The organism is Lysinibacillus sp. NPDC097868 (genome assembly GCF_044761135.1).
Classification (GTDB): domain Bacteria; phylum Bacillota; class Bacilli; order Bacillales_A; family Planococcaceae; genus Lysinibacillus.
Map to the genome: position 1 here is coordinate 277,330 of NZ_JBIWBS010000001.1, position 17,042 is coordinate 294,371.

Below are 17,042 nucleotides of genomic sequence, written 5' to 3' on the forward strand. Positions count from 1 at the left end.
ATTAGGTAAAGCCTCCCACGGATATCCTAGATAAAAATTGTTCATATTACAATTCAACATCTAAATTTAACGATATCAAGGAGTAATGGTTTGCGATACGTCTAGGAGGGGCTATTTTGAAAAAAAATATGTACACCCGAATAACGATCGTGCTATTTATTATCGGTTTGATGATAGCGGTACAATACAATACCATTCAAAAACCAGCTGAGCGAGATACACGAGATATTTGGGCCATACGAGAGGAATTAGCAGAAGAAAAGCAAAGGCATTCCACATTATTAGCAGATATTCGCTCACTTAATGAGGTAATGGGTCGCTATGAGCAATCTGAAAAAACTAATTTACAAGTTGTTTTAAATGACACAGTCAATCAATTAAAACAACAGGCAGGCTTAACGGATACTACAGGTCCAGGGGTAGTACTCCGAGTGGAGCCAGCGCCGGAATTAGTTGCAATGGGGTATGAAATGAAAGAGATTTCTCCGGACTTACTTACCCAATTACTGAATGAATTATTTAAATATGATGCTGCTAGTGTTGCCATTGATGGGAATCGCATTGTTCATACATCAGCCATCAGAGATATAAATGGGAAAACGACGGTGAATAGTGTAGCACTTTCATCACCACCTTTCGAAATCTATGTTGGGACAAGCACATATAAGGCAGCACAAAAAATGTATAATTCTATTCAAGCTTCAACATTTATCGATTCATTTTATTTAGATAATTTTAAATTAGTGATAGAGGAGCCTACTGCACAGTTAACCATACCGGCATTCGATCAACCATTGACGAATGATTATTTAACAGAGGTCAAAAAAGGAGATTAATATATGTGGCTACCATTTTTAGGTTTGGTATTTGGACTAGCGCTTGGCTTGTTAACAAATATCCAAATTCCCTCTATCTATGAAAATTATTTGTCAATAGCAGTGCTGGCTGCATTAGATACGTTATTCGGAGGTATTCGAGCTCAATTACAACAAGTATATGACGATAAAGTATTTGTATCAGGTTTCTTTTTTAATATAGTTCTTGCGGCGGGATTGGCATTCATAGGTGTGAATTTAGGGGTGGACTTGTATTTAGCTGCCATTTTCGCCTTTGGAGTGCGTTTATTCCAAAATATAGCAATAATTAGGCGTATTTTACTAACTCGGTTAGATGAAAAACGTCACAATAAGAAAAAAACTTCCATAGAATGAGAGAAAAATTGACCAAAATACTCGATTTGCTTAGACATTAGGCAAGATTTACAATAGAATGAAATTAAGAGCATTTTCAAGGAGGTGCAGCGAATTTGAATCATCAAGAATTATATATATCACTCGATATAGGATCTTCCTCTATCAAAGTATTAATAGGTGAAATGAGCGACGGACAATTACATGTAATTGGGGTCGGTAATGTAAAATCGAATGGGGTTCGAAAAGGTGCAATTGTTGATATTGATGCAACAGTTCAATCTATTCGAAAAGCAGTAGAACAAGCAGAACGAATGACAGGTTATCAAATCGATGAAGTCGTTTTAGGCGTTCCAGCTAATCAGACGATGTTACAACTAGTTAAAGGTGTTGTCGCTGTAAATAGTGAAAATAGAGAAATTACAGATGATGATTTAGACAGAGTGGTAGAATCTGCACAAGTCATGTCAATACCTCCTGAACGTGAATTAGTCAACATCATTCCAAGACAGTTTATAGTAGATAATTTAGACGAAATTAAAGACCCACGAGGTATGATTGGTATTCGTCTCGAAATGGATGCGACAATGATTACGACCTCTAAAACGCTGTTACACAATGTACTTCGTTGCGTAGAGAAAGCGGGATTAAGCATTAGAGAGATTTATTTACAACCACTGGCGGCTGGTTATTTTGCATTAACGGAAGATGAAAAAAACCAAGGTACAGCCTTTATTGAATTAGGTGGCGGCTCAACAACTATTGCGGTATTTGAAGAGGGGCTACTTACACATACTGGTGTCATTCCAGTAGGTGGGGATCATATTACAAAAGACATTTCAATTGTTTTAAAAACACCGACAGATCAAGCGGAGCAAATTAAACACCAATTTGGACATGCCTTTTACGATGATGCTTCAGACGAGGAACTTTTTGAAGTGCCGGTTGTAGGTACAGATTCAAGGGATCAGTACAGCCAACGCTTTATTTCAGAAATTATTGGTGCTAGATTAGAAGAATTATTTGAACTAGTAATTGATGAGTTAGCACGTCTAGGCGTTCGCGATTTGCCAGGTGGTGTTGTTTTAACCGGTGGTGTTGCAAAGCTAGATGGTATTGCTCAATTAGCACGCCAGATACTGCAAACGCGTGTTAGAATATATACTCCAGATTATATTGGCGTTAGAGAGCCTTCATTTACGACGGCAGTTGGACTGATTCGTTACGCCTATCTAGAAGATGATTTTTATGGAAAAGGTACGAATACGCAGCCTATTGAGTATGCGGTTGTCGGTGGTCAAGCACCAGCATCTAAAAAGCAAGAATATGCTACACCTTCAGAATCAAAAGGAAGCGTAATCGGTAGAGCAAAAAAATTATTTGATAAATTTTTTGATTAACTTGAATGCGTAATGAATGATACAGAGTCGAGTTACCGTGGGAGGAAAAAAGAATGTTAGAATTTGATACAAGTGTTGATCAACTTGCAGTTATAAAAGTCATTGGTGTGGGTGGTGGCGGTAACAACGCTGTTAACCGAATGATAGAGCATGGTGTACAAGGTGTTGATTTTATCGCAGTGAACACAGATTCACAGGCTTTGAATTTATCGAAAGCAGAAATTAAGCTGCAAATCGGTACAAAACTTACACGTGGTTTAGGAGCAGGAGCTAATCCAGAAGTAGGGAAAAAAGCTGCTGAAGAAAGTCGTGAACAATTAGAAGAAGTATTACGCGGTGCGGATATGGTATTCGTAACAGCTGGAATGGGTGGAGGCACAGGTACTGGTGCAGCACCGGTTATTGCCCAAATTGCACGTGATTTAGGCTCACTAACAGTTGGTGTTGTAACACGACCTTTTACTTTTGAAGGGCGAAAGCGACAAACACAGGCAATTGGTGGTATTGGTGGCATGAAAGAAGCTGTCGATACATTAATCGTCATTCCGAACGACAAGCTATTACAAATTGTCGACAAATCGACTCCGATGCTAGAAGCTTTCCGTGAAGCAGATAATGTTTTACGTCAAGGTGTACAAGGTATTTCGGATTTAATCGCAACACCAGGTCTGATTAACCTAGACTTTGCTGACGTAAAAACAATTATGTCTAACAAAGGTTCTGCGTTAATGGGTATCGGTATTGCGACAGGTGAAAATCGTGCAGCAGAAGCTGCTAAAAAGGCAATTTCAAGCCCATTACTTGAATCATCAATTGATGGCGCTAAAGGTGTCTTGATGAACATTACAGGTGGCTCTAACCTAAGTTTATTTGAAGTACAAGAAGCTGCAGATATCGTTGCATCAGCTTCGGATGAAGAAGTGAACATGATTTTCGGTTCGGTTATTAACGAAAATTTAAAAGATGAGATTATTGTAACTGTTATTGCGACTGGTTTCACAGAAGAGTCGCTACAACAACACCGAGGAAATACGCGTCCAGGCATTAACAGCATTAATAATAATCGACAAGCTGCTCCTCAACAACAAGCACCTATTCGTGAGCAGCGTCAAGAGGTACATGTTCAGCAAGAACAACCACAGCGCCAAAGTCAGCAAAATTATGGACAAGATGATATGTTAGAAGTACCTGCATTTTTACGTAACCGTAAAAATCGCGGATAATAAAAACTCGTATTTTACTTATGTAAAATACGAGTTTTTTAGGTGCCAGACACGCAAACAATTCTGAATTGTTTGCGTGTCTGGCACTTTTTGTGTAAGGAAAAGATGTTTTTTGTCAAAACATTTTAAGGAAATCATGCGATTGTTTGACAATATTTGTGGCGCTGGCGTGCTAACTTTGTAAGTAGGAGGCGGCTGTTATGTATGGAGAATGGCTGGTGCTCATTAATACGCTTTATAATCTAGCAATATTGACGTTTACAGCAAAAGTTACAGGCGTTTATGTAAAGAATACGAGATTATTAATGAGTTCAATTATTAGTAGTTTAATAGCTGTAATCGGTGGTCAAATGCTGCTTACGATTGTACTAAGTTTTATTGTACTGATTGGTCTAGCTTTTCGCTTTAAACTTCGAAGCTTTCAAAAGCAGGGTCCTATTGTACTGACTGCAACGATTGTTATTGGCGGACTGTTAACAGCATTACAACCGTATTTAAAGAATCTTTCTGTCATTCACTTTATTGTACTTTGCTTATTGCTGGCATTTGGTAATCTCCTTATATTTTATAAACAATGGGGATTTGTTAAGCTGGAGCGTGTAAGTGGCCAGTTTGTATTTCAAACGACCTTAAAGGTTTTTGATGAAGTTATCCCACTTTCGGCATTTGTAGATACAGGGAATCAATGTATTGAGCCACTGTCGGGAAAACCTGTCCATTTCGTTTCGTATTCAGCACTACGACCTTATTTACCAGCAGCAATTCGAGATGCATTATCGCAATGGCAAGATACAGATCCTTACGATGTATCAATGTTTTCAGTAGATTATCAGCGTCTTATTCGATTTATTCATGTTAATACTGTGCAACAACAAACTGTTGTCTTAGGCTTTCGCTTTGATGAATTGCATATTAAAGGCGAGTCATCACAAGTGAAAACAAATGAGTATATCGTTTTAACAAAAAAAGCTAAAAATTTTCCGCATAGCACAGCAGCAATTTTACATTTTTCAGCGCTTTCAAATAACTCATAGAGGGGGAGAACTATTGCTTCTTAGGCTACTTGCTAGCTTGAAAAAATTATGGGGTAAGTTTCGGAGTCGTGAAACGTACTATATAGGGGGAAATGATTCATTGCCAGTGCCACTAAGTCGAGAAGAAGAAGTCACAGTCATTGCATCCTTTATGAACGGAGATTTACGAGCTAGAGATACACTTATTGAACGTAATTTACGTCTTGTTGTTTATATTGCTAGACGTTTTGATAATACGGGTACGCCGATTGAAGATTTAATTAGTATTGGTTCAATTGGCTTAATAAAGGCAATTGAAACGTTCAATACCGATAAAAATATTAAACTTGCAACGTATGCATCACGCTGTATTGAAAATGAAATTTTGATGCATTTACGTAAAACAAGTCGCATGAAGGGTGAAGTTTCACTAGATGAACCACTAAATTCTGACGCAGATGGAAATGAGTTACTATTGTCTGATATTTTAGGGACAGAGGAACATATTATTTTAGATAATGTTGAAAAGAAAATCGAACGTCAGCATATGTTCCATGCCATTAATTTATTAGGTGCACGTGAACGTTATATTATGGAATGTCGTTTCGGATTAAACGGTAAAATCGAAATGACGCAAAAAGAAGTAGCAGATCATTTAGGTATTTCGCAATCATATATTTCAAGGTTAGAAAAGAAAATTATACAAGATTTACGAGAAAATTTGAATCAGCCAATATCTTAGATAGGGAAATTTATCCTACCTAAAATTGGTCACATCTTTTCTGCATATTCTCGATTCTGTCGGACAAACTGATGTAACGGTTTAGTCAGATAAAAACATCCGGAGGAATCGAATATGCGAACAAAAGTAGATCTTTGCGGCTTAGATACATCGACTTTGCCAATTTTAAAGCACGAAGAAATGAAGGAACTCTTCATTCGATTACAAGCAGGAGAAACAGAGATTCGGGAAGAGCTTGTAATGTGTAATTTAAGGTTAGTGCTAAGTATTGTCGGACGATTTGCCTACAGGGGTGAACAGGCAGATGATTTATTTCAGGTAGGCTGTATTGGCCTCATGAAAGCTATTGATCATTTCGATTTGAAGCATAATGTACGATTTTCAACATATGCTGTACCAATGATCATTGGTGAAATTCGTCGCCATCTGCGTGATCATCATGCACTACGTGTTTCTCGTTCTCTTAGAGATATTGCGTATAAGGCGATGCAGGCAAAAGAGCAATGGATAACCGATAATTTGCGAGAACCAACGATTGAAGAAATCGCAGAAATGATTGACATGAAAAAGGAAGATGTATTATTTGCTTTAGATGCCATTCAAGACCCAGTTTCATTACAAGAACCCATTTATGCAGACGGTGGAGACGCTGTTTATATGATGGACCAATTACGTGATGATGATGTATCAGAAGATCAATGGGTTGCCTACGTGTCAGTGAAGGAAAGCTTACAAAAGTTAGATGTACGTCAGCAGATGATTGTAGCTAAGCGTTTTTATTATGGTGAGACACAAACTGAAATTGCAAAAGAATTAGGGATTTCCCAAGCGCAAATTTCACGTCTAGAAAAAAATGCCATTGAAACAATGCAGAAAGATTATAAGTAAGTAGACAATGCGCACCCGAAACTTCGGTGCGCATTTTATCTTCATTGCGTTAGTGCGAACATGAAGATAGCGGTCATAGATTTTTATTAGCAATACAGCAACTAATCAATAAGCATTGTAATTGTTTGAGCTCAATATAAAACACAATGGTAATTGATTTAGTAGGAGGGATACAGATGCGTTTCTCAATGTTACAGCAAAAAGAAGTAATAGAAGCAGGGAATGGACGTTTTTTAGGCTTTGTTGTAGATGCAGAAGTATCAAAAGAAACGGGCTATGTAACGGCATTTATGATTGCAGAGCCACGAAAATATCTAGGGTTTTTTAGAGGAGAAGAGTCAATAAGAAAAGTGTATATGAAAGATGTTCTTGTAGTCGGAAAGGATGTCATTCTAGTAAAGGCATTATCGTAGAATCATAGCATTTGTGCTGCTCGCTCATATTTTTCGAACAGTAAGACTGTAGCCCCTCATTTCGTGTGAGCAGCGTAAATGTATCTGCATTATTATAGGTCAGGCTATTCATTGATAAATGAAGAGTTGCTTGTTACAATAAAGGAAACTAAGTTGTAAAGTTGGGAAAAACAGTGACGAAAATCTTAACAAATTTAGACAAAATTAATAATCAAATACAAGCAGCACAACAGCGTTCAAATCGTGAGGCAACTAATGTTCAAATTATTGCTGTTACGAAAGAGGTTTCCGTTGAGAGAACACAAGAAGCAATTGATGCAGGGCTTATACATTTAGGTGAAAATCGTCCTGAAGGCTTAAAACAAAAAATTGAAGCCATTCAAGCAAATGTACACTGGCATTATATTGGATCATTACAAACTCGAAAAGTAAAACAAGTTATTAACGAAATTGATTACTTACATTCCTTGGATCGTCTAAGCTTAGCTGAAGAAATTGAAAAAAGAGCAACAAAAACGGTAAAATGTTTTGTACAAGTTAATGTGTCAGGTGAAGAATCAAAACATGGTTTAACAGCAGAAGACGCAGTAACTTTTATTGAATCTTTACAAGATTTCACGAAAATTCAAGTTGTAGGTTTAATGACAATGGCACCAAATACAGAGGACGAAACAATTATTCGCTCTGTTTTTAAGCAATTAAAACAATGTCAACAGCAAATAGCCGAACGAGGATTCGCACACGCACCTTGTACCGAGTTATCAATGGGCATGTCTAATGACTTTGAAATAGCGGTAGAGGAAGGAGCTACATTCGTTCGAGTCGGAACGGCTCTTGTTGGAAATGAAAGAGGGGAACAGGATGAGCATGAAAAATAAAATTAAAAACTTCTTTTATCTTGAAGAAGACCTAGAAGAAGAAATCACGCAAGCTCCTATTCAACAGCAACAACCCGTGCAACAACCGATTCATGCAGCTAAACCATCTAAAAAGGTCATCAAAGAACGTAAGGCACAGATTCATGAAATTGTACCGCAAAGTACAAATGCTAATAATAATATTGTTAGTTTACAAGCAGCTATGAATACAAAAGGTGCAAAGGTTGTATTGGTAGAACCGAGAGTTTATGCAGAGGCTCAGGATATCGCAGAAAACTTAAAAAACAAAAGAGCAACAATTGTTAATCTGCAACGTATTGAACGAGAACAAGGTATACGAATTATCGATTTTTTAAGCGGTACAGTCTATGCGCTTGGTGGAGATATTCAACGTATAGGCAAAGATATATTCTTATGCACACCAGATAATGTAGAAGTGTCTGGCGAAATTTCAAATTTTATTTTAGACGATAATTAATAGCGAGGATTGTAGTTTATATGACTTTTTATATAATTTTGCATTATTTGGATTTAGCGTTTACTGTGTACTCATTTATGCTAGTAGCATATGTTTTAATGTCTTGGGTACCAGCTGCTCAAAGTTCAGCAATTGGCCGTTTTCTTGAAAGAATATGTGATCCATACTTAGGGCTTTTCAGAAAAATCATTCCTCCTATTGGCATGATTGATATTTCTCCGATTGTGGCAATATTCATGTTGAATTTTATTAAAAATGGGCTTTTTATTGTGATTCAAAAAATATTCTTTATGTTTTAGTCCAAATCCTCACAATTAGTGGGGATTTTTTGTGTAAAAAGGGAATACTAGACATACATAAACTAGTAGTTTCAAATGGATGAGGTAGATGGGGTGAACAAAAGATGGAGCATTTAATACAACATTTTAGGAAGGACGAGCAGCCTTTTATTGAGCAGGTAGTAAGTTGGCAACGTGAGGTGGAAGACCGTTATGCTCCGAAACTTACAGATTTTTTAGATCCAAGGCAGCGTTTTATCGTGATGTCTATCATTGCGCAAAATCCTATGCTTCAAACGACAAGCGATGGCTTGTTTCATGAGGCAGAACGTCAACGTATGCTTATTTTCCCAACATATTTCGAACCGCATGAGGAAGATTATCAGCTTACAGTATTTACAATTCACTATCCTGCAAGATTTGTCCAATTACGCCACCCTGATGTGCTCGGTGCCCTATTATCATTAGGCTTAGACAGAGCTAAATTCGGAGATATTAGGGTGAATGAGCAGCAAGTGCAGTTTGTTGTCGCTGAAGAGGTAGCAGATTATGTACGCCTTCATTTAACGGGGATTGGAAAGGTTAAAGTGCATGTTGAATCAATTAAAGAATCACAAGCCCTTATTGAAAATGAAGATGACTGGCAGGAAGAATCTCATACTGTTTCTTCTATGCGTTTGGATGTCATTATTGCAACGGTATTAAAAGTGTCTCGTCAAAAAGCACAAGCACTTATTACTGGAAAAAAAGTGCGTGTAAACTGGACTGAACGAGATAGTGTTGCTTTTGAATGTCAAGAAGGTGATATTTTATCAGTACGAGGTAGTGGTCGCGTGAAAATAATAATGACAGAAGGCCGAACAAAGAAAGATAAAATTCGTTTACAAATCGGTCGTTTGACCCAAAAAGGTTAAAAAACATGTAATTTCAATTTATTTTTACTGCTAAGTTGTTAGAACAATTGTATAATAGAAATTACGAATGTACATGTAAAGGAGAGAAGGATCGTATGCCATTATCACCTATTGATATACATAATAAGGAGTTTACAAAATCTTTCAGGGGATATGCTGAAGATGAAGTAAATGAATTTTTAGATCAAATTATTAAAGATTATGAAAAACTACTCCGTGAAAAAAAAGATGTCGATAAGCAACTAGAAATGGCTTTAGAGCAAGCGAGACATTTTAATTCTTTAGAGGAAACATTACAAAAATCAATTGTTGTCGCTCAAGAGGCAGCAGATGAAGTACGAAGAAACTCACAAAAAGAAGCAAAGCTTATTGTGAAAGAAGCCGAAAAAAATGCCGATCGTATTGTTAATGAGGCATTAACGAAAGCACGTAAAGTTACAATAGAAATAGATGAGCTGAAAAAGCAGTCAAAAGTTTTCCGCAATCGATTTAAAATGCTTGTAGAAGCACAGTTGGATTTACTTAATGCAGACGATTGGGATCATTTACTGCAATATGATATTGATTTAACAGAAATTCAGTCTTCTGTTGAGGAAGCGCAAGAATCAGAAGAAATCTAAATCGTCCATTGAAAAAGTGACGTAGTCATGTAATGAATATGACTTGACGCAATTCATGGATTTCCATATACTATTGTAATAGTAATTAAATAAGAACAGATATGCATATAGGCAGAGACGAAGACAGTATTTGTTAGGTGTAGTAAAGCGATTTGGGGATAGTGTGAGCCCAGACAAGCAAATAACAAAGAAAATCACTTCTGAGCTAAATAACTGAACGTTTAGTAAGTTATTTCGGAGCGCACAACGTTAACGTGCTTTCAAGCGGTAGTACAATTATGTACTACAACTAGGGTGGTACCGCGAGTTCAAGCTTCTCGTCCCTTACAGGGATTGAGGGGCTTTTTTGTTGTTAATGGATTGTTTTGCGTGTCACTAGGAAAGTATATCAAAAAGGCTTAATTTAAATGATTGGCACAAGATGTGTCCTAGTTACCTTTGCTTGGGGCTTACAAGAATCTGTCGAATGTAATTAAATGCTTAGCAAATGTTCTCTGTTTGCAAAAAATAAAGGAGGAATTTACAAATGGTTGAATATAAAGAAACGTTACTAATGCCAAAAACAGATTTTCCAATGCGCGGAAATTTACCTGCGAATGAACCAAAAATGCAAGAAAAATGGAATGAGATGGACATCAATAAACTACAAATGGAGCGTACAGCAGGTCGCCCTGAATATGTTCTACATGATGGCCCTCCATATGCAAATGGTGATATCCATATTGGTCATGCATTAAATAAAGTCCTGAAAGATATGATCACACGTCATCGCTCAATGACAGGTTTCCATGTTAACTATATTCCTGGATGGGATACACATGGTTTACCAATCGAGCAAGCTTTAACGAACAAAGGTGTAAAACGTAAAGAAATGTCTATTGCTGAATTCCGCGAGCTTTGCGAAAAATATGCATATGAACAAATCGACAATCAGCGTGAGCAATTCCGTCGTTTAGGTATTCGTGGTGATTGGGAAAACCCATATATTACGTTAAAACCAGAATTTGAAGCACGACAAATTGAAGTGTTCGGTAAAATGGCTGAAAAAGGCTATATTTATAAAGGCTTAAAACCAGTGTATTGGTCGCCATCTTCAGAATCTGCATTAGCAGAGGCTGAAATTGAATATAAAGATGTAAAATCAGCTTCAATTTATGTAAGCTTTGCGATTAAAGATGCAAAAGGTGTTGTACCAGCTGATGCGAAATTTATTATTTGGACGACTACGCCTTGGACATTACCAGCGAACTTAGGGATTTCTCTAAATCCAGAATTCATCTATGTTGTTGTTGCAGTAGCGGATAAAAAGTTCATTATTGCGAAAGAATTGCTTGAAACAGTTGCAAAAGAGCTTGATTGGGAAACTTATGAAGTTATCCAAGAGGTAAAAGGGGAAGCATTAGATCGCATCGTAGCACAACATCCATTCTACGACCGTGAATCACTTGTAATGGTCGGTGAGCACGTTACTGCTGAGGCTGGTACTGGTTGTGTTCATACTGCTCCAGGACACGGTGAAGATGACTATCAAATTGGTAAGTTATACGGTTTACCAATTCTAAGTCCAGTGGATAACAGTGGTTGTTATACTGACGAAGCACCAGGTTTTGAAGGTGTCTTTTACAATGATGCAAACAAAATGGTTACTGCCAAATTAGAAGAAGTTGGCGCATTAGAAAAACTAAACTTCTTTACGCACTCTTATCCACATGACTGGCGTACGAAAAAACCAGTAATTTATCGTGCTACACCACAATGGTTTGCGTCAATTGATGCTTTCCGTGATGAATTATTAGAAGCGGTTAAATCGACAGCATTTACACCTGCTTGGGGCGAAACACGTCTTTATAATATGATTCGTGACCGTGGAGACTGGGTTATTTCTCGTCAACGTGCATGGGGTGTACCAATTCCAATTTTCTATGCTGAAAACGGTGAGCCGATTATTACGCCAGAAACAATTGCACGTATTTCTACACTATTCCGTGAGCATGGATCAAATATTTGGTTCCAAATGACGGCTAAAGAATTATTACCAGAAGGCTTTACACATCCAGGTAGTCCAAATGGTGAATTTACGAAAGAAAACGATATTATGGACGTATGGTTTGACTCAGGATCATCTCACCAAGGTGTGCTAGTTGAACGTGGTATTAAATATCCAGCGGATCTTTACTTAGAAGGGTCTGACCAACACCGTGGCTGGTTTAACTCGTCGTTAATTACGTCTGTGGCGATTAATGGCTATGCACCCTATAAAGGTCTCTTAACGCATGGCTTCGTTCTAGATGGCGATGGTCGCAAAATGAGTAAATCACTAGGGAATGTAATTATTCCACAAAAGGTAATGGATCAATACGGTGCTGATATTTTACGCCTATGGGTAGCTTCTGTAGATTATACTGCTGATGTTCGTATTTCAATGGATATGTTAAAGCAAGTATCTGAAGTTTACCGTAAAATCCGTAATACATTCCGTTTCTTACACGGCAATGTAGCTGATTTCAATCCATTGAAAGACCGTGTACCATATGCAGATTTACGTGAGATGGATCAATACATTTACATGCGTTTACAAGATGTATTGAAAACAGTACGTAGCGCTTATGATCGTTATGATTTTGCTGCTGTCTACCATGCGGTTAATAACTTTGTTGCTGTAGAACTATCTTCATTCTACTTAGACATCGCAAAAGATGTTGTTTATATTGAAGGTCATGATAATCACGATCGTCGTGCAATGCAAACAGTTATTTACGATACATTAATGACTTTAGTAAAAATCATGACACCAATTATTCCCCATACAACAGATGAAGTATGGTCTTATTTACACGCTCAAGGTGTTGTGGAAGAGGTATCAGTTCAATTAACAGACTTCCCATCAGTAGTTGAGCAAGCAAACTTCGATGAGTTACGTGAAAAATGGGAAACAATTATCGATGTACGTGATGATATTTTAAAAGCTTTAGAAGAAGCTCGAAATGCTAAAACAATCGGTAAATCTCTTGAAGCGAAAGTAACAGTTTATGCAAAACCAGAAGTATTAGCATTATTGAATGATGCAAACATTGATTTTGCTCAGCTTTCAATCGTTTCTGCTTTTGAGGTAGCACCAATTGAATCAGCTCCTGCTGAAGCGCTAGCATTAGAACATGTATCAATTGTTGTTGAAAAAGCAACAGGCGAGAAATGTGAGCGTTGTTGGTCAATTTCTGCAACAGTTGGAACAAATGAAGCGCAACCAACAGTATGTGCTCGTTGTGCAGAAGTTGTTGAAAAGTATTACGTATAAAATTTCATGAAATAAAAATGAGCAGTCGATGCTGAAATCGACTGCTCATTTTTTATATGAATGGATAGCTGTGAACATACCGATCTATAGTTAAGTACGATAGTGGAAAGTAACGTTGAATGGGACGTAAGCGAGGGTGTCTGCACGAAGTTGTTTTGAGAACCGGGCATTCAGTATATTTACTTAAACAATATTTCGATTGTATTGCGGTAGTCAGTTGGAGAAATTCCTACATATTTTTTAAATGTAAGACTGTAATAATTGGGTGTATTAAAGCCAGAACTTGCTGAAATTTTTTCAATGGTATAGTCAAATTTCCGTAAATAGGGGAGTGTTTTAATTATGCGAGTATACGCTACATAATCAACAAAATTACGACCAGTCTCTTTTTTAAATAAGCGACTAAAGTGAGTAGGACTAAAATTAATTGATTTGGCGACATCACTAATAATTAGTTGCTCATCATAATGCTCCTCAATATATTGAATAGCCTTTTGTAGCGGTTCATGCTTCGTTAAGTCCTCGTAAAATCGTATATGAATATTATCTACAGGTGGCTTTCTACGTGCTTTTCTAGCCTGACTGTAGGATTCTTTAACTTGCATAGATTGCAAAAACACACCACCAATTCCTATAAAAAGGTGGATATTATAATCTCTTTTTAAAAGCTCGATAACGGTCAGTAAAGTAGTGACACCCTCTGTCCAATGTTTAAATGATGTATACGTATGAGGAATCCGCATCAGCAATAATAAGTAACGCTCGAAATTTAAAAAGGACAGCGGTGCTTTGTCCGAAAAATGCTGACGAAAGACATTGGTAATTACACTACTTGCATCGTACAGTATCGGTCGGTTTTGCTGAGCATCTACATAGCCTTGAATTAAAAAAACGATATTTGGAATACAGTCAGTTGATAAAAACGAAGAAGCTTGTACAATTTCCTGTTCGTTGTTAATTTCACCTCGTATTAGTCGTCTCAAAAAAGCTTCGCGAAATGGTGATGTATAATTGTGTGGGATTTGTTGTGATAGTTCAAGCATCGTAATGGTACTTGCTTGCTGATCTTTATAGGATGTATAAAGCTTTTTTACAATTCGTAAAAATTTTTGTTTTTGCAAAGGTTTTATAAGAAGTGCTAGTAAATTTAATTCAATGGCAATACCTACTGAATAGGTTAAGTGTACTGCAACAATAGGGATAATAATACTATTAGGATAATTTTTCTTTAATCGTTTGACCTTTACCCAATCAAATAAATGGTTAATTTCATAGACGAAAATTGCCACCTCTTGTGCACGCGGTTGTGTACATTCAGTAAATGTATGTGGGAGGAATTCTTCTAGCCATCCTATCATTTGCTGTTTTTCAATTGAATTCTCAACGTTCCATACGACGCTTAAAATGCTAAACAGCCCCTTTCTAAAATCAAAAAATAAAAAGAAGATTAATAAAAGTATTTTAACTTAAAATAGCAATATTTTGTACTAATACAGCAAAATATTGTACCTATATTATTAGAAAAATAGAATAGAATAGTTGTAGCGAATAATAATTTGAAATTTCAGATAATTATTCACTTAAACAAAAGGGGGTTAGTAATATGGCGGGGAGTCATGATTATGAGTATGTGGAAGCTGGAACTGTGGATGTCAGAGATTTGCCACCGTTAGATCCGACGACACATAAAATTATGAAGGATGAGTTTACTACAGGCTTTAGCTTAACGGTATTTTATTTTATTTTAATTTTTAGTATCCCAGTAATGAATTGGTTTGCTCCTGAAATTGCATTTAAGAAAGTATGGGGAGGCATGACTGTAACGTGGTTTGTCACGACAGTTGTCATGATGGTGATGGCCTTTGTTATTGCATATGTCCATACGACGTTGTATGAAAAGCGCTTGAAAAAATATGAAATGTCAAATAAGTAGTTCACTAAAGGGGGTAGGTTGAATGATTGAGACGATTTTAGAACCAAAAATGTTGTTGACAATCGCACTAATGGGAACCATTGTGTACATTACGTATTTAACGAAAAAAAATACAACGGCATCTGATTTCTTCGTTGGGGGACGGAGTTTTGGATGGTTTACGAATGGATCAGCTATTGGAGGAGACTACTTAAGTGCAGCTACATTTTTAGGGATTGCTGGTTTAACATTTCAGCTAGGCTATGATGGTGCGTATTATGCATTTTGCTTCTCAATTGGCTTGACACTACTAGCCATTTTTGTTGCTGGGCCATTGAGACGTTTTGGAGCATTTACTGTGGCAGACTTTTTAGCCTATCGCTTTCATAGTAGACGAGCTCGTTTAGCTGCAGTAATTGTTGTTTTAGCGATTTCAGGCTTCTATGCGGCGCCGCAGCTGTTAGGAGCAGCACAAATATTAAGTATGTTTTTTGGTACATCCTATGAATTCGGTATTATCTTTACATGTGTAGTGATGATTTTCTACGTAGGAATAGGCGGAATGAAGGGGACAACAATCAACCAAGCATTAGAGCTTTGGATTCGTCTAGGAGCGTTCATAGTAATGCTTATTGCAGCAATGTATGGGGGCTTGCATTACGATAAAATTTTAGCAGCCATCAATTCCTTTAATGGTCCTATTACAGGTACATCACCTTATGCCTTGGATGGTAGTGATGTTAATTTTGATGGTGCGGCATGGACGGGGACAGGCTTTTATTTCCCAACGTTTTGGCAAACAATAAGTATGACAATTGGTTTAGCGCTAGGTACTATTGGATTACCGCATATTTTATTGCGTTTTTATACGAATCCAAGTGCTAAGGCTGCCCGTAAATCCGCTTTGATGGCCATTGGAATTGCCAGTACGTTCTTCTTGTTAGCGGTATTTTTAGGTGTTGTTGGCCGTGCAATTTTCATCTCAGGTAGTGCAAGTGAAGAAGTGATGAGAGATTTAGTGCTCGGTGGCAATAACATGGTTATTCCAACAACTGCGCTTGCCTTAGGAGGCGATTGGCTTCTCGGTCTTGTTATTGCAGGGGCTTTCGCTGCAATCTTCTCTAATTTATCAGGACTATTCATTACCAGCTCGGGCGCATTAGCACATGATTTATATGCTAGCTTTATGAAAAAAGATATTACGCAAAAACAGCGAGTAGTTGCCGGAAAAGTAGCCATTGTTATTTTAGGTATTCTTTATGGCGGACTAGGTTTACTCGTTAAGGATGCATCTATCGGTCATTTAGTCGCTTTAGCATTTACGGTTGCTGCGAGTACATTTACACCGATTTTTATATTAGGTATTTGGTGGAGAGGTATGACAGAAAAAGGAGCTATTGCTGGATTGGTGATAGGCCTTGTTGTGTCCATGTGGATGATTTTCTTACCAGGAACACTGCCAAGTTTCCTACAATTTAAAATCCCAGGTATTGTAACCGTACCAGTAGGTTTCCTTTCTGTAATTATTGTGTCATTGTTAGATCGTAAAGTACCTGCTGATGTAAATGATTTTATGAAGCGCGTACACTCGAAAGAATCTGAAACTGCATAGGTCCCGATACTTTCACTCTATTACTTTTATTGTGAAGAAAGCGTAGACGGTAAACCAACTCAAAGAAATTTGGGTTGGTCTACTGTCTATTTTATTTTTGGCCAATCATAGGCAACCGGTGATTTCCGTTCCAGGCGCTCCCTTTCCGCAGGCACGGCTTCAACTATTTTTTGCGGCAAAAGCCGA

General features: G+C 37.4%; 17 protein-coding genes and 1 other annotated feature. Of the genes, 16 read left to right on the plus strand and 1 reads right to left on the minus strand.

Features of this window, described 5'->3' with window-relative positions:
• The first annotated feature begins 116 nt into the window (after positions 1 to 116).
• The 14 genes from ACIQXJ_RS01285 (at position 117) to ileS (ending at position 13,332) form a co-directional block, all read left to right on the plus strand.
• Positions 117 to 836 carry a DUF881 domain-containing protein gene (locus ACIQXJ_RS01285; RefSeq protein WP_403048779.1) on the plus strand — a complete coding sequence of 240 codons (720 nt, stop codon included), beginning with the start codon at positions 117 to 119 and terminating at the stop codon, positions 834 to 836.
• A 3-nt stretch (positions 837 to 839) separates the two neighbouring features.
• Positions 840 to 1,211, plus strand: coding sequence for a small basic family protein (locus ACIQXJ_RS01290; RefSeq protein ID WP_173477852.1), 372 nt, complete (start codon positions 840 to 842; stop codon positions 1,209 to 1,211).
• Positions 1,212 to 1,306: 95 nt separating this feature from the next.
• Positions 1,307 to 2,590: a cell division protein FtsA gene (gene ftsA, locus ACIQXJ_RS01295; RefSeq protein ID WP_403048782.1), complete on the plus strand. Its 1,284-nt coding sequence runs from the start codon at positions 1,307 to 1,309 to the stop codon at positions 2,588 to 2,590.
• A 53-nt stretch (positions 2,591 to 2,643) separates the two neighbouring features.
• A complete protein-coding gene (ftsZ, locus tag ACIQXJ_RS01300) occupies positions 2,644 to 3,813 on the plus strand; it encodes a cell division protein FtsZ (protein WP_340825983.1) in 1,170 nt (389 codons plus the stop codon).
• 200 nt (positions 3,814 to 4,013) lie between these two features.
• A complete protein-coding gene (locus tag ACIQXJ_RS01305; protein ID WP_403048785.1) occupies positions 4,014 to 4,847 on the plus strand; it encodes a sigma-E processing peptidase SpoIIGA in 834 nt (277 codons plus the stop codon).
• A 13-nt stretch (positions 4,848 to 4,860) separates the two neighbouring features.
• Positions 4,861 to 5,568 (plus strand): RNA polymerase sporulation sigma factor SigE, encoded by a 708-nt coding sequence (sigE, locus tag ACIQXJ_RS01310; RefSeq protein WP_024362133.1) that lies wholly within the window; start codon positions 4,861 to 4,863, stop codon positions 5,566 to 5,568.
• Positions 5,569 to 5,682: 114 nt separating this feature from the next.
• On the plus strand, positions 5,683 to 6,456 hold the full coding sequence (gene sigG, locus ACIQXJ_RS01315; protein ID WP_024362132.1) for an RNA polymerase sporulation sigma factor SigG: 774 nt from the start codon (positions 5,683 to 5,685) through the stop codon (positions 6,454 to 6,456).
• A gap of 176 nt (positions 6,457 to 6,632) precedes the next feature.
• Complete coding sequence (locus ACIQXJ_RS01320; RefSeq protein WP_173477847.1) at positions 6,633 to 6,869, plus strand: YlmC/YmxH family sporulation protein; 237 nt, start codon at positions 6,633 to 6,635, stop codon at positions 6,867 to 6,869.
• 173 nt (positions 6,870 to 7,042) lie between these two features.
• A complete protein-coding gene (locus ACIQXJ_RS01325) occupies positions 7,043 to 7,747 on the plus strand; it encodes a YggS family pyridoxal phosphate-dependent enzyme (RefSeq protein WP_401020484.1) in 705 nt (234 codons plus the stop codon).
• The gene (locus ACIQXJ_RS01330; RefSeq protein ID WP_401009551.1) at positions 7,731 to 8,225 is read left to right on the plus strand and encodes a cell division protein SepF; all 495 of its coding nucleotides are present in this window, start codon (positions 7,731 to 7,733) and stop codon (positions 8,223 to 8,225) included. Before ACIQXJ_RS01325 ends, ACIQXJ_RS01330 begins: the two co-directional genes overlap by 17 nt.
• 20 nt (positions 8,226 to 8,245) lie before the next feature.
• Positions 8,246 to 8,524, plus strand: a complete 279-nt coding sequence (locus ACIQXJ_RS01335) for a YggT family protein (RefSeq protein WP_401009550.1) — start codon at positions 8,246 to 8,248, stop codon at positions 8,522 to 8,524.
• 104 nt (positions 8,525 to 8,628) lie between these two features.
• The gene (locus ACIQXJ_RS01340; protein ID WP_403048790.1) at positions 8,629 to 9,417 is read left to right on the plus strand and encodes a YlmH family RNA-binding protein; all 789 of its coding nucleotides are present in this window, start codon (positions 8,629 to 8,631) and stop codon (positions 9,415 to 9,417) included.
• 95 nt (positions 9,418 to 9,512) lie between these two features.
• On the plus strand, positions 9,513 to 10,037 hold the full coding sequence (locus tag ACIQXJ_RS01345; RefSeq protein ID WP_340825975.1) for a DivIVA domain-containing protein: 525 nt from the start codon (positions 9,513 to 9,515) through the stop codon (positions 10,035 to 10,037).
• Between the two features lie 105 nt (positions 10,038 to 10,142).
• Positions 10,143 to 10,365 (plus strand) — a binding site (T-box leader).
• A gap of 198 nt (positions 10,366 to 10,563) precedes the next feature.
• Positions 10,564 to 13,332 carry an isoleucine--tRNA ligase gene (gene ileS / locus ACIQXJ_RS01350; RefSeq protein WP_403048793.1) on the plus strand — a complete coding sequence of 923 codons (2,769 nt, stop codon included), beginning with the start codon at positions 10,564 to 10,566 and terminating at the stop codon, positions 13,330 to 13,332.
• Positions 13,333 to 13,511: 179 nt separating this feature from the next.
• On the opposite strand, the gene ACIQXJ_RS01355 is transcribed toward ileS, so the two are convergent.
• On the minus strand, positions 13,512 to 14,690 hold the full coding sequence (locus ACIQXJ_RS01355; protein WP_403048796.1) for an AraC family transcriptional regulator: 1,179 nt from the start codon (positions 14,688 to 14,690) through the stop codon (positions 13,512 to 13,514).
• A 245-nt stretch (positions 14,691 to 14,935) separates the two neighbouring features.
• Here ACIQXJ_RS01355 and ACIQXJ_RS01360 point away from each other — a divergent pair, with 245 nt between their 5' ends.
• Both ACIQXJ_RS01360 and ACIQXJ_RS01365 read left to right on the plus strand, forming a co-directional pair.
• The gene (locus ACIQXJ_RS01360) at positions 14,936 to 15,265 is read left to right on the plus strand and encodes a hypothetical protein (RefSeq protein WP_401009546.1); all 330 of its coding nucleotides are present in this window, start codon (positions 14,936 to 14,938) and stop codon (positions 15,263 to 15,265) included.
• A gap of 22 nt (positions 15,266 to 15,287) precedes the next feature.
• Entirely contained in the window at positions 15,288 to 16,856 is a 1,569-nt protein-coding gene (locus ACIQXJ_RS01365; protein WP_403048799.1) for a sodium/solute symporter, read from the plus strand.
• Positions 16,857 to 17,042 lie beyond the last annotated feature (186 nt).